Origin of the sequence: Microcystis sp. M061S2 (assembly GCF_020245605.1) — a bacterium.
GTDB lineage: Bacteria > Cyanobacteriota > Cyanobacteriia > Cyanobacteriales > Microcystaceae > Microcystis.
In genome coordinates, this window is the sequence record NZ_JADBUP010000048.1 from 1 (window position 1) to 26,773 (window position 26,773).

Annotated in this window: 26 protein-coding genes, 1 tRNA gene and 2 pseudogenes; 10 read left to right on the forward strand and 19 right to left on the reverse strand. The window is 45.7% G+C overall.

The window, feature by feature from the left end; translation table 11 throughout:
* A pseudogene (locus IM475_RS09305) lies at nt 1–95 on the forward strand (IS5/IS1182 family transposase); the annotation flags it as partial.
* 18 nt (nt 96–113) lie between these two features.
* On the opposite strand, the gene IM475_RS09310 reads toward IM475_RS09305, so the two are convergent.
* Nucleotides 114–380, reverse strand: a complete 267-nt coding sequence (locus IM475_RS09310; protein WP_287659924.1) for a hypothetical protein — start codon at nt 378–380, stop codon at nt 114–116.
* 544 nt (nt 381–924) lie between these two features.
* On the reverse strand, nt 925–1,701 hold the full coding sequence (locus tag IM475_RS09315) for a PEP-CTERM sorting domain-containing protein (protein ID WP_287727373.1): 777 nt from the start codon (nt 1,699–1,701) through the stop codon (nt 925–927).
* Nucleotides 1,702–2,149: 448 nt separating this feature from the next.
* Here IM475_RS09315 and IM475_RS09320 point away from each other — a divergent pair, with 448 nt between their 5' ends.
* From IM475_RS09320 to IM475_RS09335, 4 genes are all read left to right on the forward strand, one after another.
* Nucleotides 2,150–2,833, forward strand: coding sequence for a PHP domain-containing protein (locus tag IM475_RS09320; protein ID WP_287727374.1), 684 nt, complete (start codon nt 2,150–2,152; stop codon nt 2,831–2,833).
* A gap of 215 nt (nt 2,834–3,048) precedes the next feature.
* Complete coding sequence (locus tag IM475_RS09325; protein ID WP_287727375.1) at nt 3,049–4,947, forward strand: NAD(P)H-quinone oxidoreductase subunit F; 1,899 nt, start codon at nt 3,049–3,051, stop codon at nt 4,945–4,947.
* Between the two features lie 149 nt (nt 4,948–5,096).
* Nucleotides 5,097–5,168 (forward strand) — tRNA-Thr (locus tag IM475_RS09330).
* A 132-nt stretch (nt 5,169–5,300) separates the two neighbouring features.
* Nucleotides 5,301–6,188, forward strand: coding sequence for a lipid kinase (locus tag IM475_RS09335; protein WP_287727376.1), 888 nt, complete (start codon nt 5,301–5,303; stop codon nt 6,186–6,188).
* A 2-nt stretch (nt 6,189–6,190) separates the two neighbouring features.
* Here the strand turns inward: IM475_RS09335 and IM475_RS09340 are convergent, their stop codons facing one another.
* Nucleotides 6,191–7,246 (reverse strand): amino acid ABC transporter substrate-binding protein, encoded by a 1,056-nt coding sequence (locus IM475_RS09340; RefSeq protein WP_287727377.1) that lies wholly within the window; start codon nt 7,244–7,246, stop codon nt 6,191–6,193.
* A gap of 24 nt (nt 7,247–7,270) precedes the next feature.
* A complete protein-coding gene (locus IM475_RS09345) occupies nt 7,271–8,011 on the reverse strand; it encodes a TIGR00297 family protein (protein ID WP_287727378.1) in 741 nt (246 codons plus the stop codon).
* Between the two features lie 44 nt (nt 8,012–8,055).
* Here IM475_RS09345 and IM475_RS09350 point away from each other — a divergent pair, with 44 nt between their 5' ends.
* Nucleotides 8,056–8,760, forward strand: a complete 705-nt coding sequence (locus IM475_RS09350) for a cytochrome b/b6 domain-containing protein (RefSeq protein WP_287727379.1) — start codon at nt 8,056–8,058, stop codon at nt 8,758–8,760.
* 15 nt (nt 8,761–8,775) lie between these two features.
* Here the strand turns inward: IM475_RS09350 and IM475_RS09355 are convergent, their stop codons facing one another.
* The 3 genes from IM475_RS09355 to IM475_RS09365 all read right to left on the reverse strand — a co-directional run bounded on the left by IM475_RS09355 (nt 8,776) and on the right by IM475_RS09365 (nt 11,093).
* Nucleotides 8,776–9,015: a 2Fe-2S iron-sulfur cluster-binding protein gene (locus IM475_RS09355; protein WP_287659916.1), complete on the reverse strand. Its 240-nt coding sequence runs from the start codon at nt 9,013–9,015 to the stop codon at nt 8,776–8,778.
* Nucleotides 9,016–9,024: 9 nt separating this feature from the next.
* Entirely contained in the window at nt 9,025–10,500 is a 1,476-nt protein-coding gene (gene cobQ / locus IM475_RS09360; protein WP_287727380.1) for a cobyric acid synthase CobQ, read from the reverse strand.
* Between the two features lie 191 nt (nt 10,501–10,691).
* Nucleotides 10,692–11,093, reverse strand: coding sequence for an Npun_F0494 family protein (locus IM475_RS09365; protein ID WP_043995879.1), 402 nt, complete (start codon nt 11,091–11,093; stop codon nt 10,692–10,694).
* A gap of 115 nt (nt 11,094–11,208) precedes the next feature.
* Here IM475_RS09365 and IM475_RS09370 point away from each other — a divergent pair, with 115 nt between their 5' ends.
* The 3 genes from IM475_RS09370 (at nt 11,209) to IM475_RS09380 (ending at nt 12,804) form a co-directional block, all read left to right on the forward strand.
* On the forward strand, nt 11,209–11,511 hold the full coding sequence (locus tag IM475_RS09370; protein WP_079205566.1) for a hypothetical protein: 303 nt from the start codon (nt 11,209–11,211) through the stop codon (nt 11,509–11,511).
* Nucleotides 11,512–11,566: 55 nt separating this feature from the next.
* Nucleotides 11,567–12,022 carry a (2Fe-2S) ferredoxin domain-containing protein gene (locus IM475_RS09375; RefSeq protein ID WP_036402182.1) on the forward strand — a complete coding sequence of 152 codons (456 nt, stop codon included), beginning with the start codon at nt 11,567–11,569 and terminating at the stop codon, nt 12,020–12,022.
* A 98-nt stretch (nt 12,023–12,120) separates the two neighbouring features.
* Complete coding sequence (locus tag IM475_RS09380; protein ID WP_287727381.1) at nt 12,121–12,804, forward strand: response regulator transcription factor; 684 nt, start codon at nt 12,121–12,123, stop codon at nt 12,802–12,804.
* Between the two features lie 205 nt (nt 12,805–13,009).
* On the opposite strand, the gene IM475_RS09385 is transcribed toward IM475_RS09380, so the two are convergent.
* The 5 genes from IM475_RS09385 to efp all read right to left on the reverse strand — a co-directional run bounded on the left by IM475_RS09385 (nt 13,010) and on the right by efp (nt 16,807).
* Nucleotides 13,010–13,609 (reverse strand): ATP-dependent Clp protease proteolytic subunit, encoded by a 600-nt coding sequence (locus tag IM475_RS09385; RefSeq protein WP_002734165.1) that lies wholly within the window; start codon nt 13,607–13,609, stop codon nt 13,010–13,012.
* A 35-nt stretch (nt 13,610–13,644) separates the two neighbouring features.
* Complete coding sequence (locus IM475_RS09390; RefSeq protein WP_002746650.1) at nt 13,645–14,331, reverse strand: ATP-dependent Clp protease proteolytic subunit; 687 nt, start codon at nt 14,329–14,331, stop codon at nt 13,645–13,647.
* 139 nt (nt 14,332–14,470) lie between these two features.
* Nucleotides 14,471–15,457, reverse strand: coding sequence for a zinc-dependent alcohol dehydrogenase family protein (locus tag IM475_RS09395; RefSeq protein ID WP_287727382.1), 987 nt, complete (start codon nt 15,455–15,457; stop codon nt 14,471–14,473).
* 131 nt (nt 15,458–15,588) lie between these two features.
* Nucleotides 15,589–16,083 (reverse strand): acetyl-CoA carboxylase biotin carboxyl carrier protein, encoded by a 495-nt coding sequence (accB, locus tag IM475_RS09400; RefSeq protein ID WP_287727383.1) that lies wholly within the window; start codon nt 16,081–16,083, stop codon nt 15,589–15,591.
* A gap of 166 nt (nt 16,084–16,249) precedes the next feature.
* Nucleotides 16,250–16,807: an elongation factor P gene (gene efp / locus IM475_RS09405; RefSeq protein ID WP_002750882.1), complete on the reverse strand. Its 558-nt coding sequence runs from the start codon at nt 16,805–16,807 to the stop codon at nt 16,250–16,252.
* Between the two features lie 176 nt (nt 16,808–16,983).
* Here efp and IM475_RS09410 point away from each other — a divergent pair, with 176 nt between their 5' ends.
* Nucleotides 16,984–17,301, forward strand: coding sequence for a DUF3067 family protein (locus IM475_RS09410; protein ID WP_002801936.1), 318 nt, complete (start codon nt 16,984–16,986; stop codon nt 17,299–17,301).
* A 172-nt stretch (nt 17,302–17,473) separates the two neighbouring features.
* Here IM475_RS09410 and IM475_RS09415 read toward each other — a convergent pair whose 3' ends face one another.
* The 7 genes and pseudogenes from IM475_RS09415 to IM475_RS09445 all read right to left on the reverse strand — a co-directional run bounded on the left by IM475_RS09415 (nt 17,474) and on the right by IM475_RS09445 (nt 26,217).
* Nucleotides 17,474–18,208, reverse strand: a complete 735-nt coding sequence (locus IM475_RS09415; protein ID WP_287727384.1) for a PEP-CTERM sorting domain-containing protein — start codon at nt 18,206–18,208, stop codon at nt 17,474–17,476.
* Nucleotides 18,209–18,477: 269 nt separating this feature from the next.
* Nucleotides 18,478–18,844 (reverse strand): annotated as a pseudogene (locus IM475_RS09420) (transposase family protein); the annotation flags it as partial.
* A 246-nt stretch (nt 18,845–19,090) separates the two neighbouring features.
* Nucleotides 19,091–22,561 (reverse strand): DEAD/DEAH box helicase family protein, encoded by a 3,471-nt coding sequence (locus tag IM475_RS09425; RefSeq protein WP_287727385.1) that lies wholly within the window; start codon nt 22,559–22,561, stop codon nt 19,091–19,093.
* A 65-nt stretch (nt 22,562–22,626) separates the two neighbouring features.
* Nucleotides 22,627–22,806 carry a hypothetical protein gene (locus tag IM475_RS09430; RefSeq protein ID WP_002746635.1) on the reverse strand — a complete coding sequence of 60 codons (180 nt, stop codon included), beginning with the start codon at nt 22,804–22,806 and terminating at the stop codon, nt 22,627–22,629.
* A 319-nt stretch (nt 22,807–23,125) separates the two neighbouring features.
* Nucleotides 23,126–24,301, reverse strand: coding sequence for a restriction endonuclease subunit S (locus IM475_RS09435; protein WP_287727386.1), 1,176 nt, complete (start codon nt 24,299–24,301; stop codon nt 23,126–23,128).
* 101 nt (nt 24,302–24,402) lie between these two features.
* A complete protein-coding gene (locus IM475_RS09440; RefSeq protein WP_002750888.1) occupies nt 24,403–24,726 on the reverse strand; it encodes a nucleotidyltransferase domain-containing protein in 324 nt (107 codons plus the stop codon).
* Nucleotides 24,727–24,729: 3 nt separating this feature from the next.
* Nucleotides 24,730–26,217, reverse strand: coding sequence for a type I restriction-modification system subunit M (locus tag IM475_RS09445; RefSeq protein ID WP_287727387.1), 1,488 nt, complete (start codon nt 26,215–26,217; stop codon nt 24,730–24,732).
* Between the last annotated feature and the right edge of the window lie 556 nt (nt 26,218–26,773).

Consider the following 26,773-nt stretch of genomic DNA (forward strand, 5'->3'; position numbering starts at 1 on the left):
AATATCGGAATCGTCGTCGAAGATATAGTTTAAGAGTTAACTTGTTGGCGGCTATTTATAACTGTGAGTTAGGGATAGGTATAGCAGCTTCTTAAAAGTTGCCTAAAGATTAATCAAGTCAAGGAGAATTTATTCTCAATTATAAAAATTACGTCACTGACAGTAAAAATGCCGTTAATAGCAACTCCAGTCGCTTGTTTGGCTTCTAAGATTAACTGATTTAATCCGTTAGCTGCCGTCATTCCACCCGTAATATTTGTGCCGAGATTAGCACCAGCAAGTCCCGGATCTCTGCCAATTCTTTCAACCGTTTGATCCAGTCCCGTTCCGGTTGTTCCGCTTGGGGAATTTTGCACCATCGAATAAGATTTGCTTGCCATAATTTTTAACTATAAAAAATAAGGTAGTTAGTGAAATAGCAACAATTTTTAGACAAGTAACGACAAAACCGCACTAAGACAGGTTTATCCTAAATCCAGTTTGCCAACCCCAGTTATCATCAGGGACGACTGAAGTCGTCACTACGAACAAAAAGGCTTGTCAACTGCACTGGATCAGGGAGATTTGGTGTTACTCCTGAGAATTGCGGATCGATATCCTCACTGATACCCGAAGTCGATCCCAACGATTGGACAGTCTCAGATAGTCAATTAGTTCTAACCGATTGTCTTGCCTCTGCTCAGACTATCGAACGAGGTTTTCCGACCTTGATAGTCCTGAGTCGGCGTTTGATAATCTAACCTTTAATGGAATCTTGGATTATTGTAGCACTTAATACAGATATGTGATCCCCGCTGCTTTTTCTCTCTTAGCGTTGCTCGAACCCCCCACTCCCCCACTTCCCACTTCCCCATCCCCTTCTCTAGACACAAAAAAAGGCGTTAAGGTTAACCTTAACGCTTGCCTTTGATTTAATAACAGTGACTAGCTCTTGCGACGAGCGAAAGCACCAATACCAGCAACGGCTAAGACAGCCAGGATAGCAGAAGGTTCGGGTGTTGCTTTGGTTTTCTGTGTGAAGTCGTTGGTGACACTGTTAATGGCACCCATGGGAGAAGTGGTATTGAAAACATCTCTGACGAAAAGTTGCTGGACGTGTCCCGGAACCGAAACTACATTACCAGCAGAAGGGCCACCAAGGTCGGTGCTTTTAGCCGTCGAAGTTCCGACTAGCGTCCCGCCGATAGAACCTAACCAAACCGTCTTGCTCACAGTGATACCTGCGTCAGCCATGCCAGTCGCATCATAGCCAATACTGAACTGGTGGAAAAATTGGTTTAACGTCTCATCCACGGAAGTGGCGGGATCGTTAAAGACCTCGACCAGGTAGTCTATGGTGTACGTTCCTCCGGCCTGAGTTAGAGCAGTGGGTCTTGGTGAGTAGTTGAAACTGTGCGAATTCGCAGACGTAGGGGGTGAACTTATCAAAACAATACCGCTTGTTATATTCCCAGTAGACGGGTCTGCATCCAGATATTGAAATCTCTTGTCACCCACGTAGCATCCGGTCGCCCCTAAAAACGCGAAGTCAGCTAAGGTAAAATTACCGGCATTAGGACAAACAGCAATAGTAGACGCCTGGGCGGGGGAGGTAGTGGCAAAGCCGAAGGCGGCAACGCTACCTGCGGTAGCAAGAGCAACAGTGGTTACTCGTTTAGAGAATTCTTTGATCATTTTAGTAGGTTGTTTGTTAGTTTTCATGAAGACAAGATTGCGAGTGCTTGGTAGCATAGTTCACTTATAACATCAGTCCGACGAAATGTCAAGTCGACAGATTGAAAAGTTGCAGACAAATCTCCTGACTTCCCCATTTCCCCACTTCCCTACTCCCCTAATATTATCGGTTCTTCGTTACTTGGTATGGTTCGATAGGGGGGCATAAATCGACTAAATTCTTATCTGGTAAGAGACTTAATTGATTAGTTCGCTCTAGATCAAAAACAATTGACAAAAATCGCTAAATGCCTTTCTATATAAGGGTTCCATCCCTTATAACCCCCGTCCATTGCATAACACAAACCGAAGAACCATATTATCGTAGGGGCGAATTGCACTCGCCCTCTTTGAACAACTTCTGCTGCTCACCATAATAATTTGTTATGCTGATTGTTAACAATTTGTAATCTTTGGGAAAGTTCCTCAATACTGCATGGTCGTTTCTGCTACAATTCCACCCCTAGCTCAAGATACCCTCGCCCTGAAAGCGGTGTGGGCAAATATTGGCTATGATAGTTGTCCCCACCATTACAATTTCCATCTTCACACCCATTGTTCCGATGGTCAAATGAGTCCCCAAGACTTGATGAGACAAGCGTTAGACATCGGACTAAAAGGATTAGCAATTACCGATCATCACTCGCTCGAAGGTTATCGACAAGCCCAAATTTGGCTAGAAAATCAGCATTTAAAGGGTTCTCTACCCCATCTCTGGACAGGGGTAGAAATTACGGCGAATCTCTTAGACACAGAAGTGCATATTCTTGGCTATGGTTTCGATCCCGCTCATGCCGTCTTGACTCCCTATCTGCAAAGATCAAAACCAGAAGGAGATCAGGCTTTAGCCTCTAGAGTCATTAACAGTTTACAGCAAGCGGGGGCTTTAGTAGTTCTGGCCCATCCCTTTCGTTACCATCGTCCCGCGGCCGATTTAGTGGCGGCGGCGGTAGAATTGGGTATTGATGGTATTGAGGCTTTTTATGCCTACGGCAATCCCAAACCCTGGCTACCGAGTCAACCGGAAACCGAACAAGCTCTCGCTCTGAGTCGTCAATATCAATTATTCGCCACCTGTAGCACCGATTCCCACGGTAAATCTTTATTACAGCGCATTTAGCCTGATCGCGGGATTAAATGTAAAATAACTAAATTGACTAAACTCGCTCCCTTTTCGAGCGAGTGTTGGTTTTTTATGGCCGTTGATCAGTAATCAGTAACCAGTAACCAGTGAAAGAGCCTAAATTTGTTGAAAATTGAAAACCTAAACCTGATAACTTAAAACTTAAACCTGATCACTGATAACTGATAACTGATAACTGAATAACCCCCCGAATGAAAGATTTATTCCTTTACACTTGCTGGTTAATTCCCATTTATGGCTTAATTGGTTCGATTTTAACCCTACCTTGGTCTTTAGGCATTATTAGTCGCACCGGTCCGCGGCCGGCGGCTTATATTAATCTATTGATGACCGTCTTAGGGTTAATACACGGAACGATCGCTTTTAATCAAATTTGGCATCGAGAGACGATTAAACTGGCTTTTGAATGGGTAAAAGTGGCCGATCTTAGTTTATCTCTTTCGATCGAACTTTCTCCCGTCAGTTTGGGGACACTGGAAGTGATTACCCTCATCAGTCTCTTGGCCCAAATCTATGCCCTTGGCTACATGGAAAAGGACTGGTCTTTGGCGAGATTTTACGGCTTAATGGGCTTTTTTGAGGCAGCTTTAGGGGGAATTGCCCTCAGTGACTCCCTACTATTCAGTTACGCTTTCCTAGAGATGTTAACGGTCTCTACCTATCTCCTTGTCGGTTTTTGGTATGCTCAACCTTTGGTCGTAACTGCGGCCCGAGATGCCTTTTTAACTAAGCGCGTCGGCGATATTATTTTATTGATGGGTTTGGTGGCTCTGTCCAGTTATGGAGAAGGATTGAGTTTTTCTCAGTTAGAAAATTGGGCGGTAGATAACCCTGTACCGCCTCTGACGGCGACTTTATTAGGATTAGCCCTTATTGCTGGTCCAACGGGTAAATGCGCCCAATTTCCCCTGAATTTGTGGCTAGATGAGGCGATGGAGGGACCAAATCCAGCCGGAATCCTGCGGAATTCGATCGTGGTTTCGGCCGGGGCCTATGTTTTAATTAAGCTGCAGCCGGTGTTTACCCTATCTCCGATCGCTGCCAATGTTTTAATAGTGTTGGGGACAATGACGGCCATTGGGACTTCTCTGATGGCCTTGTCCCAAATTGATATTAAACGCGCTTTGTCCCACTCCACCAGTGCCTATCTCGGTTTGGTCTTTGTGGCGGTGGGATTAGGTCATGTGGATATCGCTTTACTAATTTTATTCTCCCATGCGGTGGCAAAAGCCTTATTGTTTATGAGCGCAGGAGCCTTAATTCTCACCACCAGTAACCAAAATATCACGGAAATGGGGGGAATTTGGGCAAGAATGCCGGCCACGACCATGGCTTTTTTAGGGGGTTCTGCGGGGATGACGGTTTTAATGCCCATGGGGATGTTTTGGACGTTAAAACGGTGGTTAAGTGGCGAATGGGCGATTCCTTGGTGGTTATTAGCGGTTTTAATCTTTGTTAATTGTCTTAGCATCGTCAATCTCACCAGGGTATTTCGTTTAGTCTTTTTGGGACAAACCCAAAGTAAAACCCATCGCACCCCGGAAGTGGCTTGGCCGATGGCTTTGCCCATGGTAGCATTGATTTTAATCGTTTTATTGGCCCCGATTATTCCCCTACGTTGGGATTTTTGGCTATCTTTCACCAATCCTCTCGTTAATAACCGGAGTTTCGCTATTGTCTGGGGTTTTCCCTTACTGATGGCCTCTGGAGTAATTGGCCTAGTTATCGGGTTAATGGTAGAGTTAAGACGAGCTTGGGCGAGACCAACCGGGTTAATCCTGCGATTCCTGCAAGATTTGTTCGCTTATGACTTTTATCTTGATCGCATCTATCAGTTTACCGTGGTTTTAGCGGTGGGCAGCTTGTCCAAAATTACCGCTTGGCTTGATCGTTATATTATTGATGGTCTGGTTAATTTGGTCAGTTTAGCGACGATTTTTAGCGGCAGTGCCTTAAAGTATAATGTTTCCGGTCAATCACAATTTTATGTCTTGACTATTCTTTTCGGAATAGGGGGATTAATCTGGCTCTTATTAAACGGTCAATGGTCACTGATAACTAATTATTGGTCATCCCTTTTGACTCATTGAACGTCTGTGTATCGGTCCCTAGTCTCCGGGCAGCTGACTGGGGAAGGAAAGCAGGGTGATGAGTATGCTCGACAAGAAAAAATATCCAGACTTCGACAAGGCTCAGTGACCACTTGGTCTATTTATGTTATAATGGGTTGGTAAAAAATGCTGGTGTAGCTCAGTGGTAGAGCAGCTGATTTGTAATCAGCCGGTCGCGGGTTCAAATCCCATCACCAGCTTGTGGGAAAACCAACTGTTTTCAGTCCCTACAAGGCTTTGGTGGCTCGGGTTGCGGCCAAGTCTATATACAATCTCTCAAAAAGCTGGTTTTGGTCTATCTTCAGATATTGATGCTACTGAGAAACTTACCTATGACTAAAAGAGCTTTACTACTAATCAATCGTCACTCGCGCAAGGGTAAAGAAAACTTTGCTCAAACTGTCGAGCTGCTCAATCATTGGGATTTTGAAATTATCAGCGTCCCTTTGAAAAAGGTAGAAGATATACCTTTTTTGATGGAAAAATATCGCTCTAATATTGATTTAGTTATCGTCGGTGGTGGCGATGGGACTCTTAATGCTATGGCGGATATGTTGGTAGAAACTCAACTGCCCCTAGGTATTATACCTTTGGGAACCGCTAATGATTTGGCCAGGACTTTAGGGATACCGAATTCTATTGCCGAAGCCTGTCGAATTATTGCGGAAGGTAATTTAAAATATATCGATCTAGGTTGGGTAAATAATAAATACTTTTTCAACGTAGCTAGTTTAGGATTAAGTGTGAAAATTACCCAAAAACTGAACAAGGGTTTAAAGCGACGTTTGGGAATTTTTGCCTACGCTTGGACAGCCTTACAGGTATTAAGTAAAACCCGTCCTTTTACTGCTATGATCCGTGTTGATGGCCAAAATATCAAAGTTAAAACCCTACAAATAGCGATCGGAAATGGTCGTTATTATGGGGGAGGAATGCCGATCGCTCACGATGCCCAAATCGACGATCAAAGATTAGATTTATATAGCCTAGAAATTGAACACTGGTGGCAAATTTTCCAGCTTTTATGGACATTACCGCGAGGACAACAGGGTTTATTATCTTGGGTGAGAACTCTTAAGGGTAAAGAAATTCAAATTCAGACTCGTAAACCCCATAGTATTAACACCGATGGCGAAATTACTAGCACTACTCCCGCCATGTTTCGAGTTATTCCGGCGGCATTAGGAGTCTATATTCCCCGTCAGGAAACACAATTTTAAAATTAACGAAAAGGAGGAGAATACAATAAACCCCCCTTTGTCCAAAGATTATTTAAACCTCGATCGAGTTGCAGGGGTTTACCGATTTCCCGATCATAAATTTCACCGTAATTACCCACCTGTTTTAAGACTCTTTGGGCAAAATCATTGGCTAAACCCATATCTTCACCTAACTTCTCATCGATACCCAAAAAGCGCCGAATACTGGGGTCTTTGCTATCGGCAAAAGTGGCAATATTTTGGGAGTTAATCCCGAATTCTTCCCCTTGAATTAAACTAAAAACGATCGAGCGGACGGCATTCGACCAAGCGGGATCACCATCGGCCACGGCCGGGGCCAAGGGTTCCTTAGATATTACCACTTCTAATAATTGATGATCCTGCGGTCGGGGAAAAACCGAGCGCCGGGCCACCAATTGGGAGCGATCGGAGGTGACAGCCTGACAGCGCCCCGCCTGATAAGCTGTATATAAGGCCTCCACATCATCGGAAACGATCGGTTTATAACCTTGCACTGCCGCTTTTGCCATGGCATCGGCCAGATTTTGTTCCGTGGTGGTTCCCGATAGCACACAAATGGACTTTCCGCTCAAATCTTCTAATTTCTTAATATTACTGGCTTTCGTGGCCATAATTCCTTGACCATCATAGAAAACCGGGGTGATAAACTCCATCCCCAGAGCGGTATCCCGGTTAATCGTCCAGGTGGTGTTGCGACTGAGGATATCCACTTCTCCCGTCTGTACGGCAGTAAATCTCTCTTGGGGGCTAAGTTTACGATATTCGACTTTGGAGGGATCATCAAAGAGAGCAGCCGCAATAGCTCGGCAAATTTGCACATCTAAGCCCGAATATTCGCCTTTTTCATTAACAAAGCTAAACCCCGGTACTTCCCCGTTAATGCCACAAATTAACTTACCGCGATTTTTCACCGTTTGCAAGCGGCCCGCATCGGGACTATTGGCAGTGGTAGAACTAGAATTGGGTTGATTTTCCGTCCCACAGGCAGTAATTAGCAGTAACAGCAGGGACAATGCACAAAAACGCCACTTTAGCATAGATATTTCTTTAGTCACTTAATTTTAGCTGAAAGACCAGAACAAGCTTAACAGGATAGCCACGATCGCACCGATAACCGTATTGATCACATTGACCAATTCATTAGTTAACCACAGAAAGCGAGTTTGTAGAGTAGCTCCGATGAGACTTTCGATATTGGTGGCGATAAAGGCCGCAATTACACACCATAACACACCGATAAGATCGATCGCACCGATAGCCCATGCTAACAGGGAAATTGCCGTGGCTGCCAGCAAACCGGCGAGCGTTCCCTCTAAACTAACAGCACCTTCTGTTCCCCGGGGGACGGATTTAAAATTAGTGATTAGATAAGTGGTTTTACCGTAAGCTTTACCCACCTCACTGGCAGTAGTATCGGCTAATTTGGTGCTAAAACTAGCCACATAAGCGAGTATTAACAGGTAATCCCAGGGAGAAGCGACAAAAAGACTGAGGATAGCGCAAATTGCCCCCGCTAAAGCGGAACCCCAGACATTTTCAGGACCGCGCACCCCCGCTCTTTTTTCGGCAATTCCCTCCGCTTGCTTGCGCGCTAAACCGATGCGGGTGACAGTAGAACCGACGAGGAAATAGAATAAAACAATCAGATAACCGCGCCATCCCAAGCTTCCCCAGACAATTACCCCTAAAACCCAAGCATGGAGATAACCCATCGGAGTTAAGAGCTTTTTTGGGGCAATCCAGGCGATTCCGAGGAGGACGGTATTGAGAAGAACAGCGACGAGCCAAGGATTAGTTAACATAGTATCTGGGCAAGTTTACATCCCCTATTGTATCGATCGAGTTCATGAAAACTAATCAACCTTATCAACCTCTTTTACTGCGAATTCTGCACGGATTAACGGGAATTGTCCTCATTGCCGCCATGGTTACGGCCTATTGGACCTATGATACTTTTGACGGTCGTTGGTTAAAACTGCCCTTACCAGAATATCAAGAAATTGAAAGTATTCACGGCACTTTTGGCCTCTATACTCTGATTATCTTTCCCGTTTTTGCTATCTATGCTTTTCGTCGGGGCAACAAAAGATTAATTCAAAGTGATTCTCTTAACAAATTAACCCAATTTGGTCGGCCGATTTGGTGGTACAGTCTCCATCGTTTAGTCAATACTTTGACTCTTTTTGCCCTAACTTTTGCCTTGTATAGTGGCCGGATGATGGATTCCGAATGGCTACCGGAAGGGGAATTAAATCACTTTTGGTATTATGCCCATTTGCTCAGTTGGTTAATTATGGCAGTAGTTCTGATCCTGCACCTACTCATGACTGCTAAAGTGGGAGGGGTTCCCCTGTTATTATCTATCCTTAAATGGCGTTTTCGTGAACAAGATAGCCCGAAATTATGGTTATCTCAATTACGTCAATGGGGGTTAAGTTTGCGTCTAGCTAATACTTTGCAGTGGCTACAATCTCTTAACTTATATAAAGTCTTAGAGATTGTTGTTTTATTGGCTATTATAGCGGCTTGGATTGTTCCCAAGTTTGACTAGATCTAAGGGATCAACCTACCAGAGCGGATCGGAATATAAATGAACGGTTAAAGACTCTTGATCGCCGGGGATACCAGTAATACAGCTACAAATTTGAGTACCATCATCTAATTCTACTTCACAAGCGTGACAGGAACCCATTAAACAGCCGGTAGGAATGTCAATTCCTGCTTTTTTGGCCACATCTAATAATAGTTCTCCAGTTTCCGCTTCTATGATAATATCATCGGGTAAAAAACGCACTGCAATAGTCATAATTTATCCTTATAAATGAGCAAAAATAGGTTGAAGATTTAAATGTTCTTCCACTAAATTGGCCATAGCATCTAGGGTTATTTCTCTTTGTTTACTATAGTTAGCAATTCCCGTAGGCAAAGATAATAAACCCCGACGCTGACGTAGATGATTTAGCCAAGTTCTTCGCCAAGAACCATTATCAAAGATACCATGTAAATAACAGCCCCAAATTGAGAGAGAATCATTGACAATTCCCAGACTAGCATCTTCCTCGAACATTTTTTGATAACCTGATTCACTTTCCCATGCGCTTATTCCCTGGTGAATTTCGTATCCTATTACAGGTAAACCCGCTTGGGGATAATTGGATAAAACTTGGCGTTGACGGGTAATTTTTTCGGCAGTAATTACCGTTTTTAAGGGCAGTAAATTTAAGCCAGCTGCCTCACTGTCGGGACCTTCTCGATGGTCAGGATCCAGAATTAATCGCCCTAACATTTGCAAACCACCACAGATGCCAAAGATAACACCTCCCCTTTGGTGATAGGCTTGTAATTGATTAGCCATACCACTTTGATTAAGAGCAATTAAATCAGCAACAGTGGTTTTAGAGCCGGGGATAATTACCCCATCGGGATCACCTAAAGATTCCTGTAATTCTAGATAACGAACATTGACCGTTGCTTCACCACAGAGAGGGTCAAAATCAGTAAAATTAGCGATATGAGGCAGACGAATGACACTGATATTTAGTTCAGCTTTGGGTTTTTGGGCGGGGCGATCGAGTAAACTAAGAGAATCCTCGGCACTTAAAAATATATCACTATAGGGAAGAACTCCTAACACAGGAATTTTTGTATAATCTTCTAGCCAAGTAATCCCCGAATCTAAGAGAGATTTTTGTCCGCGAAATTTATTGATCACAATACCTTTAATTAAAGCTCTTTCCTCCGGTTCTAATAATTCTAACGTACCGACGACGTGAGCAAAAGCTCCCCCGCGATCAATATCCACCACTAAAATAGTAGCGGCATCGAGATATTTAGCCACCCGCATATTAGTTAAATCACGATGTTTGAGATTTATTTCCGCCGGACTTCCCGCACCTTCACAGACAACTAGATCAAATTCTGCCGATAATTTGGCTAAAGATTCTTTAATTGCTTGCCAACCTTGCTCAAAATAATTCTGATAATAATCCGCTGCCGTGGTGACACCAACAGCCTTACCTTTAATAATCACCTGAGAGGTCATATTTCCCTGGGGTTTTAATAAAATTGGGTTCATTTCTACCCGGGGAATTGTCCCCGCGGCCCATGCTTGCACCGCCTGAGCGTGACCCATTTCTCCCCCTCCGGCGGTAACATAGGCATTAAGGGCCATATTCTGACCTTTAAAGGGTGTTACTTGCCAGCCTTTCCGGTTGAATAAACGACATAAAGCCGCAGTTAAAAAAGACTTACCCGCGTGGGAGGTTGTCCCCACTACCATAATTGCTTTCATCTAGTTTTTTTAATTGAGCATTTTCAGTGAACAGTAATCGGTAAACAGTAATCAGTTGATACTAAATCCGTTGAGTATATGCTACTTATAAGGACAGGCACTCATGCAAGAGGCTAATAACTGAAAACTCACATCTGATAACTGATAACTGATAACTGATAACTGACACCCGACTCCTCACCTTAACAGCATTAAAAAGAAAACCAACGTTGCAGAGTATTGAAAAATCTTTGCCAGAAAGTGGGTTTAGGGAAAAAGTCCCCTTGGGGTTGCCATTTTTCTATTAATTTCCTCCCCAAAGGAGTGAGACGAAAACTATCGGTTATCCCCTGTCCATCTACTTCTCGCCGCAAAATTCCCACCTTAATCAACCAGAGAAGATAGCTTTCCGCTGCTGCTTCCGTCAGCAGTCTGGAAGTATAACCTTTCTCTAAACCCCCAGCACCCGGAATGCTTAAAAGTGATACACTTTGCTCAAGCATAGCGGCGAATAGGGTGACACGGAAAGGGGAACAACAGAGGGCGCGTTCGGCCCTAGTGATGGTAGCATCGGGATAATTGATGGCGGTAACGGTGGGAGTCGATAGGCTCATAGATTCCGGTCGTTTAGCTATTGATAAACTCATTGTTACATTAATTCTGTCTCAACCCCTGTTAACCCCAATCATCGATAAAATAGGGATGAAGTGTTAAGTAGCTTGAGTGTTTATGCAGTCTCCCGAACCGTTCGATACTAAATATACCCCAGAAGAAGTGGAAGTGGAAATCGAAACCGACGATTTTCCCCCCCTTGATACCCCGGTTAGTTTCGCTGCCACCCTCGAAAAAGTGAAAACTTGGTACGGCAGCCTGTCCACACCGGCACAGGTAGTCGTGGCAGTGGCGGGGGTTTTTGTGGCTCTTTCGATTTTAACGGCGATTTTACGGCTAGTTAGCGCAGTTTTAAGCGCTTTAATCCTTGCCGCTATCGTTTATCTCATCTATCGTTACATCCTCAAACCGAAATTTTAGTCGGCCATGCACATTTTCTGTTCAATGTCAAGAGTTTAATTGATAAAAAAAATTTATGGAAGAAGCGGACACCAGAGATATCTTAGGGGAAAATGTGGCTAAGTTGGGACTGGCCCAGATCCAGCGTCATCTATTTCTCTGCTGCGATCAGACTAAGCCAAAATGCTGTGACAAGGAAGAAGGGTTAGAAGTGTGGGATTATTTAAAGAAGAGGTTAAGTGAATTACAACTCGATCGCCCCAGCGCGAACCGTCCGGGCTGTATTTTTCGCACTAAAGCCAACTGTTTGCGGGTTTGTAGCCAAGGACCGATTTTATTAGTGTACCCGGAAGGAGTCTGGTATGGAAGGGTAAACAAGGAAGCGATCGAAAGAATTATCCAAGAACACCTAATCGGTAATCAAATCGTCACTGAATATGCTTTCCTTCGCCACGATTTACCGGCAATTTCCCTGAACTGTCCAGAAGAAGAACCCGAAACAATAGAGGAAAACAGCGTTAAAACTAGCTGAAACACAATCAATTACACATATCTAACTACCTTTTGCCTCTTGCCTGTCGATCCTTTGTCCGTCTCCATTCCCCCAACCCTGCAGCCCAGAAAATACCGATGAAAGAGACCAACAAAGACAATAAACAACTTTTATTAATCGACGATGACCCGAATTTAATACTTTTGGTGAAGGATTATCTAGAGTTTCGTGGTTATAGGGTGACAACCGCAGAAAACGGTCCCGATGCCCTAGAAATCCTCGAACGCGGGGCAAATGCTGCCAAAGCAGGAGAAATCCCCGATATGATTATCTGTGATCTGATCATGCCGGAAATGGACGGTTATGCCTTCCTCGAAAAAATTCGTCGGGACAGTCGTTTTAGTGGCATTCCCGTGATCTTTCTCTCCCCTGAGGGGGACAGTCAGGACAAGGTAACAGGTGTAACCGCCGAGGCCGATGTCTATATGGTCAACCCCTTTGAACCGGAAGAATTAGTGGCCCGGGTGGAGTCTTCCCTCAAACAAGCAGGCCGGTTGCTGAAACGCAGCACCCGCATCCATTCCCTGGATGTCACCCCTGTTCAAGTCCAGGGTAATGTGGAATTAACCCCAACGGAATTAAAAGTAGTACAATTGGTCGCACAAGGACTGGCTAATCGGGAAATCGCCGCAAAACTCAATGTTAGTCAACGGACAATCGAAAGTCATGTGTCGAATATGCTCCATAAAACCGGTCTTCATAATCGCACGGAATTGGCCCAATGGGCGATCGAAAGTAATATCATTTTTCTTTATTCCTAGCAGGCATCCTAGACTAAATCCTGTTTAAGAAAAGTGGGGAGTGGGGAGAGGATGGCTAAGGGTAATTAACCATCTTTGCCATCTCAAGATTAAATTCGTTTTCTGAAACCAACACCCGCTAAACCAAAGGTTAATAAAGCAAGCAAGGAAGTTTGTCCAATGGCAGTTAGAACAGGTTTCTCGCCTGTTCTAACCTCTGACTGACTTAAGCCGGTCTTCCCTCCACCACTTTATCGATTAAACCGTAGGCGACGGCTTCCTCGGCGGAGAGGAAATAATCGCGGTCCGTGTCTTTTTCGATGCGTTCGATGGTTTGTCCGGTGCGATTAGCCATAATTTCGTTTAATTGCTGGCGAATACGCAGGATTTCCTTAGCTTCAATGTCGATATCCGTCGCTTGCCGGCGCCCAGTTCCGCCCATGGGTTGGTGAATCATAATCCGCGCGTGGGGAAGAGCGAGACGCTTACCCGGACTACCGGAAGCCAGTAAAAATGCCCCCATGGAGGCCGCTAATCCCACACAGATAGTCACCACTTCCGCTTTGATGTACTGCATGGTGTCGTAGATGGCCATCCCGGCAGTAACGGAACCCCCCGGCGAGTTGATATAGAGATAGATGGGTTTGGTGGGGTCTTCCGAGTCGAGATAAAGCATTTGGGCCACAAGGGCATTGGCTAACCCGTCGGTGACTTCCTGCCCCAAAAAAAGAATGCGTTCCACCGAAAGACGGCTGTAAATGCTAATCCACTGTTCGTATTGGCTACCAGGCAGACGGTAGGGAACTTTTGGCACACCGATAGGCATAATTGGTAACAACTCCTGCTAATTTGTAATAAATCTTAACTAACTTGGGCGAGGGGTTTCGGTAGTTCCTTGCGACTTTCGAGAACGCGATCGATTAATCCGTAGTCTTTCGCCTGTTGTGGGGTGAGATAGAAGGTGCGATCCATATCTTTCGCCAGTTTTTCGGTGGTTTGACCCGTATTTTTCGAGAAAATTTCCAACATCGTCTGTTTATTGGCGATTACCTCCTTGGCGCGAATCTGGATATCGGTGGCTTGTCCCTGGGCCCCGGTGCGATTTTGGTTGAGAACGATGGTAGCGTGGGGTAAGGAGGCGCGAAAACCCTTGGTTCCTGCGGAAAGAATCATCGCTGCAGTTCCCATGGCCTGTCCGATACAGATAGTATGAACGGGAGGTTTAATGTAATTGAGGGTGTCACAGATGGCGAAAGCTTCGGTTTCGTAGCCGATCGCGTCGCCAGTGTACCAGGATGTGCCGGTAGAGTTGATATAGAAGAAAATCGGTTTTTCGGGATCGTCAAATTGCAGGTAGAGCAGTTGGGCGATAATTAATTCCGTCACGTCCACCCCGACATTGCGCTTGACATCATCGGAGGAAAATAAGGGCAACCCCAGATAGACAATTCTCTCTTTGAGCAGGAGAGATTCTAAGTCCGGTGGTGGTGTCCGATAGGCTGCATCCCCATAATAGGCAGTTTGTACCGCTTTAATCACTGAGTTCATCGAGTTTTTCCGTCATACACAGTATCCTGCTTTTGATTTTAACGTAATCAGGTTGACCGATTTTCAAAACTGTAGCGGTGAATTGCCTTTGTCCTCTTTTAGTAACTTCTGCTGTTCACCAGTAGTAACAAGCAGATTTCTAGTCGATAATTAGGGCTATTTTCCCCGTCACCGAACCAGTTTCTAGCAATTGATGGGCGCTGATAGCTGCCGCTAAAGGGAAGGTTTGGGAGAGATGAATGGTTAACTTTTTCTCGTCAATTAAACGCGCTCCTTGTCTGAGAATTTCTGTTTGATATTTTTGCGCTTCTGGCAGTCCCATCAAAGCCGGGGTTAACATTAATTCTAAACTAATCCGCAAATTGCGATCGCGTGCTTCCTTCCAGCTGCCCGTAGGTTCCAAAATCGTCACCATATCGCCGTATACTCGCACCGCTCGGCAAGTTTGGCCAAAAGTTTCCCCTCCCACCGTATCAAAAGCGATATCTACTCCTTTCCCTGCGGTTTGTTCAAGTATCGCCGCGACAAAATCGGTTTGTTTGTATAAAATCGGGTAATCTGCCCCTAATTGCCGCACTAAACGCTCTTTATCGCTATTTCCCACCGTCGTATAAACTTTAGCCCCTTTCAGTTTCGCCAATTGAATCGCGACATGACCAACACCCCCGGCCCCGCCATGGATAAGTACGCTTTGTCCCGACTGAAGACGGGCGCGATCGTAGAGTGCTTCCCAACCGGTGATTAAAACCAAAGGTACAGCGGCCGCCTCGGCAAAAGAAAGAGATTTCGGCTTGTGGGCCAGATAATCCGCCTCGATTAGGGCATATTCGGCATAATTTCCCGTGCCGGCCTTGCCCAGTCCGCCGCTACAAAAGTACACTTCATCCCCGGGGCGAAAATCCTGCACTGCCGCCCCAACGGCCTCGACAATTCCCGCCCCGTCACAGCCCAAAATGGCTGGCATTTGCTCGGGGTAAAAAGTGCCGCGTTTACGAATTTTTGTATCAATAGGGTTGACACCAGCCGCTTTTAATGCTACTAAAACCTGATGCGGTTGACTAATTTTCGGGGTGGGGACTTGCTGAAGCTGCAGGACATCCACGGCGGTCATGAGGATAGCTTTCATTCTATCTAGGGCTTGCTGAAAAAGTTTTTCCTGGGGGCGGGGATCCCCCCGCCTACCGGCACCCCCCTTATCAAGGGGGGCAGGGGGGATCAAAGACAAAATCTATCTTCTATTTAATTAGAACCACTTACTTATTCGGGATTAACCCACATTAACGTCTGGCCAAATTCTACCGGTTCACCGTTAGCGACGGCGATTTCGACGATTTGCCCGGCCACTTCCGCTTCGATTTCGTTCATCAACTTCATCGCTTCGATAATACAGACCGTTTGTCCGACCCGGACTCGATCGTTTTTTTCCACGAAAGAGGGTTCATCGGGAGCGGGAGCGCGATAAAAAGTGCCGACCATGGGAGAGGTAATCGCCAGCCATTTTTTATCAATAGCGGCGGCCACGGGTTCGGGGGTGGGGGTTTCTGGGGCCGGGGTGGGACTGGCGGCTACCACTGGAGGGGCGACCGGGGCCGTCACCACCGGCAAGGGAGCGGGGAGAGGCCCAAGGGCAGTATTAGCGGTTCCTTTGCGGATATTTAGCTCTAAATCTCCACTTTTCAGGCTAAATTCACTGATATCCGTTGCTGCCAATGTTTTGATCAGTTCTCGAATTTCGTTGTAATCAATAGTCACCGCTCTGAAATCCCCCCGCAAATAAAAAGCAACAAATCCAAATTCGCACCCACCAAACCGTCGATTTTTCCCATCTAGCGGCTAAGTTTTGGTAAACAGGCTAGAGAAAACTGGCTTTAGTCCTAAACCCGTCCCTAATGCCTCATTTCTGGGCTTCTCATCACAATTATTCCCGTCCCAGATAGGAACCATCCCGGGTATCCACTTTAATCCTTTCACCGATGGAAATAAACAGGGGAACCATTACCTGCGCTCCCGTTTCTACGATCGCCGGTTTGGTGCCACCGGTGGCCGTATCTCCCTTGACTCCTGGATCTGTATCGGTGATTTCCAAGATTACCGAGGTGGGCAATTCCACATCTAACACTTGCTCATTCCAAAAGAGAATATTAACTTCCATTCCTTCTTTCAGATACTTGGCTCTCTCGCCCATTTGTACCGGGGTGAGAGTTGCTTCCTCAAAAGTCTCCATGTCCATGAAGACAAACTGATCGCCTTCTTTGTAGGTGTGCTGCATGGTGCGCTTTTCGATCGTGGCTGAGGGCAAGGTTTCCCCCGCCCGGAACGTCCGTTCTACCACGTTGCCGGTCTGGACATTTTTTAACTTGGTTCGCACGAAGGCCGATCCCTTACCCGGTTTGACGTGCAGGAATTCCACCACCCGCCAGACAGAGCCATCGATCTGGATGGTTGTGCCGCTCCGAAAGTCGTTACTCGAAATCATGAAATGCTGTTTAGGCCAAGAAAGATCAACATTCCATTTTACATACTCGCCGTACCGAAAAAAACTTTTTTACGCGAATTTGTCTGAATCGAAGCGAGGTGGACTAACCTAGGGGCAGCAGCTAAAAGTAAGTTAGAATTAATTGACTGACTGACATCTGAGAAGCGATAGCAACCATGACGGGTGTGGACTTACAGCAATTATTACTAGAAAAATGGGGTCGTTCCTACGATATTCAGCTGCGACGCATCAAAGATAAGGTTCATGTCCAGGTAATGTGGAAATATCTCGAACAAGCTTCTTTTCCCCTCTCCGAGTCCGAATATCTGGAACATCTCAATGCGATCGCTAATTATCTCCACGAATGGGGTGGTTTTAGTCAATTTCAAGCTTTTATCCGCGAAACCCGCGAGCGTCCCCGTCTCGGTAAAGCGGTTAGTCTGCCCCTAGATCTGGGTGAAAGGGCATCGGAATGGCTGATCAGTGATCAGTGATCAATTATCAGTGACCAGTGGGATTGTTAAGTGAACAGTATACTGCATTTAAATTGCGTATTGGATATTTTAATACAAATGCTCGAACCCCCCACTCCCCCATCCCCTTCTCTAGACACAAAAAAGGCGTTAAGCTTAACCTTAACGCTTGCCTTTGATTTAATGGCAGTGACTAGCTCTTGCGACGAGCGAAAGCACCAACACCAGCAACGGCTAAGATACCCAGGATAGCAGAAGGTTCGGGTACGCCAATTGATTTTTGTCTGAAATCGTTGGTGATACTGTTAAGTGATCCGTCAACATCAGAGACAGAGAAAGTGTCTCTGACGTAAAGTTTCAGGATATTCGGAGCAATTGGAACCGTTAGGCCAGGAGAGCCAATGCCACCAATATCAGAGCTTTTGGCCTCCGAGGTTCCGACCAAACTCGACCCGCCGAAAGCATCTGACCAAACCGTCTTGCTCAGAGAGACACCGGAGTCAGTCTGGCCAGTTGTGGTATAGCCAGCGCTGAATGCTTCGAACATCTTCGTCAAAAGTTCGTTGACGTTGGGAGTGTCGGGGTCATCAATGATCTCGATCGTGTAATCTATGACATAATCGCCACCTAAACTGGTCAGAGGGGTAGCTGGGGTGAAGGTGAAGGTGTGCAAATCGCCCAAGGGCAGCACGGTTTCCGTAATGGTCAGAAAATTGGCCGGGTCATTTATACCAATGCCAGATGAGTTGATGTGTGTAAACAACTTGTCCCCTTTTCGGCAAGGATTGGTCTTGAAATTGTTGAAACTTTGTGGTAAACAATCCACCTGCGCCTGGACGGGGGCAGTATTGGCAAAGCCGAAAGCGGCAACGCTGCCAGCGATAGCAAGAGCGCCAGTGGTTAGTTGTCTAGATATGTTGGTGATCATTTTAAGTTGTTTGTCAATTTATTAATTAGGGCAGTAATGCGGAGACATCCGTAGTCTAGAATAGTTATGACCTGGGAGCATCTACCCTTTGACATAAGTAGAAATGCTTAATGATCTCAATAAAAAAGTTAAAAAAGGCAACCATTTAGATAAGCACAGCGATGACGAAGGACTTGCGGTACATTACCAGATTCCCAACTTGCACCAGTAATTTTGGCTCTTCGTTACTCTTTATGCTAAATCAACATACAAGATGCCAAGACAACATACGTTACGTCATTTCTTCGGCTAACATTTAAAATATCTCCTTCTTTTAATTGTTCGAGTATATTCTCGGCTAGTCTTTTCGTATAGGTTCGTTTCTTGGCGACAAAATCTAACTCTTCGCTAAAGGGTTTCTGACAATTATCGCACTTAAATTGACGACGATTAACTTGTAGGTATACTGGTTGACCTGAGATTGGTAAATCTTTGACTAAATGTCGATGATTTTGGTGGAGTTTATCGCTCTCTAACCCACAACGAGGACAGGTTGCTTTTTGATTTTTCGATTCGGCAAACTATACCGATATTTTCTAGGTGTAGATAGCCTTGAATACAGGTTCCTTTTAGGTTCAAAAATTTGTCAAGTATCATAAGTAAAATAATCTGGTTTTTGGCTATTATATCAAATCTTAACTCGATTGTCTATCTTTTGGTATTAACCTGTTGATGCCTTAAGTCCTTCCCTATATGGATTTCAGATACTTTTGAGCGTAGGCGCTCTCATCGAATTTTATTTTAAGTTAATTATTTGCATAACAATTCCCGAAGAGCCTAAAATCCATTTTTAATTTAATTATAACCAGCTACTTATTACAATTACATCAACCGCGCTTGTTCTTAAACCGCATCAACGGACTCATTAAATGATCGCAAAATCGAGACGATCCGATCAGCTTCCTGATCATTAAACATCCCATCTAGACCTTCGGGATGGTTATCGGTAAAGGGAGGCTCGTAGAGCGCCCCCGGATTGATAACTCCGTTTTTAGCGAGCATATCGATGATATTTTCGATAAAACGGATTTGATTGGCCGAGAAGTTTGTCCCCTGCAAATAACAGGCAAAAGCTTGTTTAGCCGCCTGGCGTGCCGCTACGCGGATCCCTGCGGGATCGAGTCCGACGATTTCCAGGATCAGGAGCTTGAGGCTTTTTGTCTGGCCAAAGACCTCCTCAAAACGCTGACGGCTCTCAATTTCTGCGGCCGAAAATAGCATCTCCTCTAGGGCAGATAAATCCGTCTCCGTTAGGGGGAGATTGCGCCGCAACTTAGCGATCGCAAGGTGATCCTGATGCTGACGGATATAGGCCTCGACTTTCCGGCGATACTGTTCGCGACTAAAACCGGTCTGATGGAGGTCACTGAGCCGTGTCGAAGTGTTGGGAATATCGACCATCTGCACCTCCCCCATCTCATCGACAAAATCGGTGATCACGATCTGCTGCTTTTGGCGATCGATAAACTTGACCAGATCCCGGACACGCACCCGAATCCCCTCCACCATTGACGGCGTTGCGCCGGTCCACCAGCTTTCGTCCTGCAGCTCGCGAATAAAGGCTAATTGCCCCTTAATCATCGGTATATCGGGTTTAGTCTCCAGTTGACAGAGAATATCCCGCACTTTGTCCCGCAATCGCTCATAACTACGGTCGGCCTTGAGAATGGCTAATTGCAGTTTCACACAGAGAAGGTCGAATTCCTTGGCCAGGGGATCCTCATTGGGCAGACTACTGGGTAAACCGGCCAAGCAGTCGGCAATGGTGGCCGCGTCCTCCTGACTGAGGTTGTCCCAACGCTGGCGCTGACTAAAGGTTTCCACCTGCGGCAAGCGACGACGCACGAGGAAATTATCCCGGGGCATGGTGGCGATGTGTTGATGGAGTGCATCGAGCAAACTCGTGTATAGGTCGCCGGCCCGCTCGACTTTGTAAGTAGAGGACTGCTCTCTCGCTCTAGGTGTTGCGCTTGGCTTGGAGGGAGCGAGACGGGTTGCCAACTCGAGGCGATGTTTAACTAGGCGACTGGTGAGGCTTTCGGGTATTTTCTGGCTTGTTTCATCGATATCCTGCTCGAAATACTCGAAATTCCCGCAGAGGTCGAAGACCAGAAACTCGGTTTTATGGTTGCCGGACCCAAACAAATCCTGACAGAGACGGGTCCCGCGCCCGATCATCTGATTGAACTTCACCCGGGAGAATACGGGCTTAAAAAAGACCAAATTGACCACTTCCGGCACATCTACGCCGGTATCGAGCATATCCACCGAGACGGCTAAAATCGGTTCTTTGTTGGCTTCGCTGAAGTCATCGAGCAGACTCTGGGCGTAATTGTCGTGACTGTCAATAACTTTGGCGAAATGACCTTTGTAGTGAGGATAGTTAATATCAAAGCGATCGCAGATACATTGGGCGTGTCGGTGATTACGGGCAAAAATAATCGTTTTACCCAATCGATCGCCACTGTTGACCTTTAGCCCCCGTTGCATCAATAATTCTAACGCTTGATCCACGGTGTCGATATTGAATAACCAGTGATTAAAGGCAGCTGCGTTAATTGCCTGCGGTAGTTCGCCGCTTTCCTCGTCCCGGAACTTCTCCTCGTAGTCTAGCCGCTCCTCCGGGGTTAGCTCACTGTATTTAACCCCAGTACGCAGAAACTTAAACGGTACAGTAACGCCCTTGGGGGGGACAAGGTAGCCATCCCTAACGGCATCATTTAACTCGTAGGCGAAGGTAGGCACGCCCTGGGGTAGCTGGAAAATGCGGTAGGTGTCCCGGTCTATTTCCGAGCGCGGCGTGGCAGTTAGCCCCACCAGCAGGGCATCGAAATAATCGAATATTTCGCCGTATTTCTGATAAATGGAGCGATGGGCCTCATCGACGATCACTAGGTCAAAATAACCCACCCCAAAGATTCGCCCCTCTGCATCCATGCGATCGATGGCGTTGAGTATGGTTTGATAGGTGGAGAAGATGACGTTAGCCCCCGTCACGTCCTTGCTGCGGGTCAGATCTAGGACGGTAACGCTGGGTAGATGACGCTGAAAGGCTCGATAGGCTTGCTTTAATAGGGCATTGCGATCGGCCAGAAACAGGACTCGGTTTACCCAATTGGCGCTCTTGAGCAGTTCCACCAATGCGATCGCAGTTCGGGTTTTACCGGTTCCGGTGGCCATAACCAACAGGGACTTACGGGCGCACTTTTCTTCAAAGGTTTCGGTGATACGGCGGATGGCCTCTTTCTGGTAGGGACGGCCGACAATATCCTCGTTAATGGCGGTGTTGCTGAGGCGTTTACGGTGGGAACGGCGGAAAATTAGCCGTTCTAGCTCGGTTTTTCGCAGGAAACCGAGGACGGGACGGGGGGGATAGGTGAGATCATCCCAGAGATAGGTTTCATAGCCGTTGCTGTAGAAAATAACGGGGCGTTGGTTGTAGTTTTTTTCTAAGCAGTCGGCGTAGAGTTTGGCCTGCTGTTGGCCGCTGTCGGGGCTTTTGCTGGTGCGTTTTGCCTCCACGAGGGCGAGGGGTTTGCCGTCATCACCCCATAGTACATAATCGGCGAAACCGCGTCCGGTATCTCCGGGCTTTTGGATGGGCATCCCCTGCAGCTCGAACTCGGTGACGTTGGCTGCTTTGGTATCCCAGCCGGCCTCTTGGAGTAGTACATCGATCAGGTAGCGGCGGGTGTCGGCTTCGTTGTAGTCGTGCTGGTCAGCGATCGTTCGATTTTGGGCGAGGAGGGCATCCCGTTCGGCCCTAGCGGCTGCGAGTTCGGCCTCGGTTTGGCGCTGTTTTGCTTCGGCCAATTGGCGCAGGGCATCGCTTTGGGACAGGCGTTTTTCCAGGTCTTGCAGTTGTTTGGGAGCGGGGGGTGCGGCCGCCGGTATCTTCTGGCGATCAAAGCTAATATCGCCCAATTTTCGCCCATTCTGCCCATAGTAGCGCACCAGCCAGTAGGTGAGATGAAATAGTTCCTCGATCAGGTGCAGGGAGTCCCGTTCACTGATGAGGCTGGTATCGTGGGCGGCGTTGTTGCCGACTTTGTGGATGGTGCGAATTTTGCCGAAAAGTCCTGGTTTAAGGTTATCTTTAAAGGTTTGCTCGTGGATGAGAGCGCCTAGGTTACTTTCCCGGGGCGGTTGCAGGTAGGGGTCGTTTTCATAGAGCCAGCAGACCATTTGTTCTAGAACAAAACGGGTATAGAAGCAACTGGCCCGGGGGTTGCTGAAGACTAATCCCTCCGCTTGGCTGGCATGATCGTAGATTGTCGGGAATTGATCTCGCAGGAAGGAGAAGTTTGAATCCATATTGCGCTCCCCAGTCTATAACTCTATTATTCCCAAAGTTTTGGCTATCTCTATATTTTACCTGATTATTGTTTAACAATTGTATAAATTCTTTGAAGTCTTGGTTCAGCATTATATTTATATTGGTGGTATTGTTGGCGAATTTGTTCTAACGCTTCTAATCGTTTTTGATAGGATTGTTTTTGCCAATAGTTAAAGTCATTATTTTGCTTTTTGATGTTAACTTTGTTAATTACTTTTTCCATTATTTTACTCCAAATGTTGCCAATTTAAAAACAGCAAGTTCGGTTATTGGCTCTCCTAGGTTTGGTGGGTAAAATGTATTCTAAGATACATTTCTCCTAGCGAGGGGGTGGAACGAACCACAAAGACACAAAGGACACAAAGATCGATCGATCCTATATAATTTAAACTTATCACACAAAGTCGAGAAGAGCCGGTTATTTTATCTAGGTTTTTCCCGCGTGACAGTGTGAGATGATAGGAATCTTGGTTAATTGTCCAACGGTCTTTTTTAATGGTATTTCCCACAAGATTATGGCAGTAATCCGCCGGCTGCCATGGCTACAGTTCCCCCCTAAATGCTCTTTGTAAAAGGGAATTAAAGAGATTTTCGGATTCATCGAATGCACCCGATAACTGATTCCGCATTTTGTGTATTTCAGATTTATACAGAATCCACTGCTCTTGAATATGAATATCTGGAACAGGAAGTTTAACTTTGCGTATTTCTACCAAGTGAAGATTAGAAACAGTCCCTGTTTTTGTATGGCTAAGTGCCTGACGTAAAGCAAAAGGAGTCCTCAAGAATGACTCTAGAAAATCACTCAGTATAATCTCTTTTTTAGGACTCAATAATGCCAGGCTAACAAAAATGCTGAAATCATTGTCCCAATCAATAATCTTTGGAATTCCAATAGTTCCGTTCTTTGAATAGAGTATATCGCCTCTTTTCGGGTGACATCTTTTGATTAATTCTTTATGCTCTTCAATCGGTATGTGTTTAACATTTTCCCAGTCTATAAAGTCATTTTGAATGTCTGTGACACGCAAGAAAGGAACTCCCGTTGATGTATAAGTTGGTGTGAAGTGTGCGCCATCTGTAATCTTAGAACACACATCATTGAGGGTTTTAACAGGATATACACTATTTTCTGGATCACCGAACATCTCTAGGAAAGTTGATCGCAATAACTCCTCAGTCAACCGAATCGCCTCTTTGCGCTTACGTCGCACCCCATCCGCTTTATCTAAAATTGCCGCAATTCTTCGCTGTTCTTCGAGGGGTGGGAGGGGTATTTTGTATTCCTTTAACTTTGTTATTGGCAGGGCTTTATAAGCAGAGCCAGAGGAAAGATTTTGCAATTCATTAATTAGTGACGATAGAAGATATCTCAAAAAAAATGGGTCAACATCTTTGAATCCTTTCAGCCATAAAATATTTCCATCTTTGAAATAAAATTCTTTCTCATTCTCGACGATATAAATTTCGCCAACAGTTCCTATGGCAGTGATAAGGATGTCTCCAACTTCAGGAACACCAAATTTTACTTTGATCTCTTCATATCTTTCTCTTGATATAAAAAGCTCGTTAGAGATGGGTTCTTTATTGGCAAGTTCTTTAATTTCTTTTGTTCTGTAAAATGGAATACCATCATCAACATATTCAGACTGAAAAATTCGTTTACTGGAAGTGATTTCTCCCAGTTCTCCTAAAAGATAGAATTTTAATTCCTTCATCCCAACATCTCCTTTAATGCGTGTAAAACCTGATCAATCTTATTTTCAAACATAAATCAAATATCCTTTCGGTTGAGCAAAACTACCAATGCAATCATTGCTCAAAGCGTAACCCCTTCGCGCCGTATATTGTCAAGAAATGGATTATCTCCGCTCTGGAACTTTGCCGCAGAGATAAAATGACGGGAAACAACCACATTATAATCAAGGCAAAGCCTAGCGATAAATTCACTCGTGCGGTCAATTTCCTGATAAGGATCCACCACACCAGAAAGAATGACCAAAAGATCGATATCAGAATCTTCCCGTCCATCTTCCCGTGCTTGGGAACCGTAAAGGACGATTTTCTGTAATTGGTTTTGATAGAGCAGATGGAAATAATCTTTTATCTCCCGCAGAATAACCTCTAGCTGTAGATTTTTCATCTCCTAATCTCCTAACATCTCCTCTAATGCGTCCAAATCCTGACGAATATCAGCCTCTAAAGCCCGTAACTTCTGTAAAATCACCTTCGGCGGCTCATAGCTCACTTCCTCGTACTCTATCTCCTTATAGCGGTTAATTGATAGATCATAAGCATTGGCCTGAATCTCCTCGCGAGGCACAAAAAACGCCTTTGCTTGGCGATTGGTATCCTTAGCGGAGTCGCGTTGCTGCCAACAGCGCAGCAAGTCTGGGATATCATTATCGGCAATCGGTTGGCGCTTATCATCGAGAGAGAAACCATCCGCCACCATGTCATAAAACCAAACGAAGTCAGTCCCCTTTTCCCTTACCCCCAGCTTCGTAAAAATCAGGATTGCAGTAGATACCCCCGCATAAGGTTTAAACACCCCCGACGGCATCGATATCACCCCCTCTAGCTTATGTTCCTCCACCAAGATGGTGCGGATGTCCTTATGGGCCTTGGACGAGCCAAATAGCACCCCATCCGGCACAATTACCGCACCTTTTCCCCCCGTCTTCAGCAAGCGCAAAAACAGGGCCATGAATAATAACTCGGTTTTAGTGGTGTCAATGATTTTCGATAAATCCTTGGCAATAGTGGACTTCTCCACCGAACCCTTAAACGGTGGATTAGCCAGAATCATGGTAAAACTATCCTCTACCCCGGCGTGGTCCTCCGATAGGGAATCCCGGGCCTCGATAATCGGCTGCTCGATACCGTGTAACATCAGGTTCATGCTGCCGATGCGTAACATCGTCGCATCGAAATCAAAACCGTGGAACATTTGGTTATTGAAATGCTCTAGGTTGCCGCGTTCATGGAGCAAACGTCCCCCCTCGCTGTCCTTTAACTCCCGCACATACTCGGCAGCCGCTACTAAAAAGCCTCCTGTGCCACAGGCCGGATCACAGATAACCTCCCGGGGTCCTGGCGCTAATAACTCCACCATCATTTTGATAATATGGCGCGGCGTGCGAAACTGTCCGTTAGTCCCGGCTGTACTCAGTTTCGAGAGCATATACTCGTAAAGGTCGCCTTTGGTGTCCCGATCCTCCATGGGGATTTTTTCAATTTGCTCGATTACCGTGGCCAGCAGGGCCGGGGAGGCGATGAGAAACACCGCGTCCTTCATGTGTTTAGCGTAGGTGCTACCCTTGGACAATTGCCCCAGATCTTTGATAAAGGGGAACGCTTCATCCCGGACAATCTGGAGCATTGTCTCGGCATCATCGAGATTTTTGAAGTGGGACCAACGGATATGCTGTTGGCTGGGGGTAAAGGTGGGATTTTCGAGGTTTTCGCCTAATCTTTGGGACCTACGCTCCTTAGCTAGTTCTAGGTCATCTAGGCGCTTGATAAAGAGTAAATAGGAAATCTGCTCGATTACCGAAAGCGGGTTACTAATGCCGTTATTCCAGAAGGTTGTCCAAAGTTTATCTATTTTGGATTTTAATTCGCCGGTGATCATCGCTGTTTACTCGTTCACTGCTTTTAATATTGCAGTAATATTGTACTGAAAATCGGGGGGTCTCTTAGGTTTTCTGGGTAAAATATATTCTAAGTAGCTGGTTATAATTAAATTAAAAATGGATTTTAGGTTCGATCCCCCTTAGTCCTAGGGTTAATTCATAGTAGGGTTGATTCATGAATCAACCCTACCCTTAGTCCCCCCTTGATAAGGGGAGTGCCGATCCCCCCTTAGTCCCCCCTTAATAAGGGGGGCATCTGATAATTTTTAACGCCTACCTACTTAAAACTGGCTAGGGGGTGGAACGAACCACAAAGACACAAAGGACACAAAGATCGATCGCTCCTATATAGCTTAGTTTCTCAATTTTATCTGGCGATCTTGCCTAGCGATCGCTTTGCAATCACTAATGAAAGTATGGCATAGAACGAGTTAGTTAGGACAGATGCCTGAAGGCTTTACTCACAGCATCCACAAGGTTTTCACTATCATTGATAATCTGACTAACATAGTTTTTCAATCTAGCCCAGAACTTTTCAATTTTGTTGAGATCTGG

What these genes read in the sequence shown, in the direction of transcription:
- IM475_RS09315 (WP_287727373.1), bottom strand. Translation starts at nt 1,701, where the DNA reads ATGAAAACTAACAAACAACCTACTAAAATGATCAAAGAATTCTCTAAA.
- IM475_RS09375 (WP_036402182.1), top strand. Translation starts at nt 11,567, where the DNA reads ATGGAAGAAGCGGACACCAGAGATATCTTAGGGGAAAATGTGGCTAAG.
- IM475_RS09355 (WP_287659916.1), bottom strand. Translation starts at nt 9,015, where the DNA reads ATGACTATTGCAGTGCGTTTTTTACCCGATGATATTATCATAGAAGCG.
- IM475_RS09380 (WP_287727381.1), top strand. Translation starts at nt 12,121, where the DNA reads ATGAAAGAGACCAACAAAGACAATAAACAACTTTTATTAATCGACGAT.
- IM475_RS09320 (WP_287727374.1), top strand. Translation starts at nt 2,150, where the DNA reads ATGGTCGTTTCTGCTACAATTCCACCCCTAGCTCAAGATACCCTCGCC.
- IM475_RS09370 (WP_079205566.1), top strand. Translation starts at nt 11,209, where the DNA reads ATGCAGTCTCCCGAACCGTTCGATACTAAATATACCCCAGAAGAAGTG.
- efp (WP_002750882.1), bottom strand. Translation starts at nt 16,807, where the DNA reads ATGATTTCGAGTAACGACTTTCGGAGCGGCACAACCATCCAGATCGAT.
- IM475_RS09390 (WP_002746650.1), bottom strand. Translation starts at nt 14,331, where the DNA reads ATGAACTCAGTGATTAAAGCGGTACAAACTGCCTATTATGGGGATGCA.
- IM475_RS09340 (WP_287727377.1), bottom strand. Translation starts at nt 7,246, where the DNA reads ATGCTAAAGTGGCGTTTTTGTGCATTGTCCCTGCTGTTACTGCTAATT.
- IM475_RS09425 (WP_287727385.1), bottom strand. Translation starts at nt 22,561, where the DNA reads ATGGATTCAAACTTCTCCTTCCTGCGAGATCAATTCCCGACAATCTAC.
- IM475_RS09350 (WP_287727379.1), top strand. Translation starts at nt 8,056, where the DNA reads ATGAAAACTAATCAACCTTATCAACCTCTTTTACTGCGAATTCTGCAC.
- IM475_RS09335 (WP_287727376.1), top strand. Translation starts at nt 5,301, where the DNA reads ATGACTAAAAGAGCTTTACTACTAATCAATCGTCACTCGCGCAAGGGT.
- IM475_RS09385 (WP_002734165.1), bottom strand. Translation starts at nt 13,609, where the DNA reads ATGCCTATCGGTGTGCCAAAAGTTCCCTACCGTCTGCCTGGTAGCCAA.
- IM475_RS09345 (WP_287727378.1), bottom strand. Translation starts at nt 8,011, where the DNA reads ATGTTAACTAATCCTTGGCTCGTCGCTGTTCTTCTCAATACCGTCCTC.
- IM475_RS09410 (WP_002801936.1), top strand. Translation starts at nt 16,984, where the DNA reads ATGACGGGTGTGGACTTACAGCAATTATTACTAGAAAAATGGGGTCGT.
- IM475_RS09430 (WP_002746635.1), bottom strand. Translation starts at nt 22,806, where the DNA reads ATGGAAAAAGTAATTAACAAAGTTAACATCAAAAAGCAAAATAATGAC.
- cobQ (WP_287727380.1), bottom strand. Translation starts at nt 10,500, where the DNA reads ATGAAAGCAATTATGGTAGTGGGGACAACCTCCCACGCGGGTAAGTCT.
- IM475_RS09325 (WP_287727375.1), top strand. Translation starts at nt 3,049, where the DNA reads ATGAAAGATTTATTCCTTTACACTTGCTGGTTAATTCCCATTTATGGC.
- IM475_RS09310 (WP_287659924.1), bottom strand. Translation starts at nt 380, where the DNA reads ATGGCAAGCAAATCTTATTCGATGGTGCAAAATTCCCCAAGCGGAACA.
- IM475_RS09365 (WP_043995879.1), bottom strand. Translation starts at nt 11,093, where the DNA reads ATGAGCCTATCGACTCCCACCGTTACCGCCATCAATTATCCCGATGCT.
- IM475_RS09440 (WP_002750888.1), bottom strand. Translation starts at nt 24,726, where the DNA reads ATGAAAAATCTACAGCTAGAGGTTATTCTGCGGGAGATAAAAGATTAT.
- IM475_RS09435 (WP_287727386.1), bottom strand. Translation starts at nt 24,301, where the DNA reads ATGAAGGAATTAAAATTCTATCTTTTAGGAGAACTGGGAGAAATCACT.
- IM475_RS09395 (WP_287727382.1), bottom strand. Translation starts at nt 15,457, where the DNA reads ATGAAAGCTATCCTCATGACCGCCGTGGATGTCCTGCAGCTTCAGCAA.
- IM475_RS09415 (WP_287727384.1), bottom strand. Translation starts at nt 18,208, where the DNA reads ATGATCACCAACATATCTAGACAACTAACCACTGGCGCTCTTGCTATC.
- IM475_RS09445 (WP_287727387.1), bottom strand. Translation starts at nt 26,217, where the DNA reads ATGATCACCGGCGAATTAAAATCCAAAATAGATAAACTTTGGACAACC.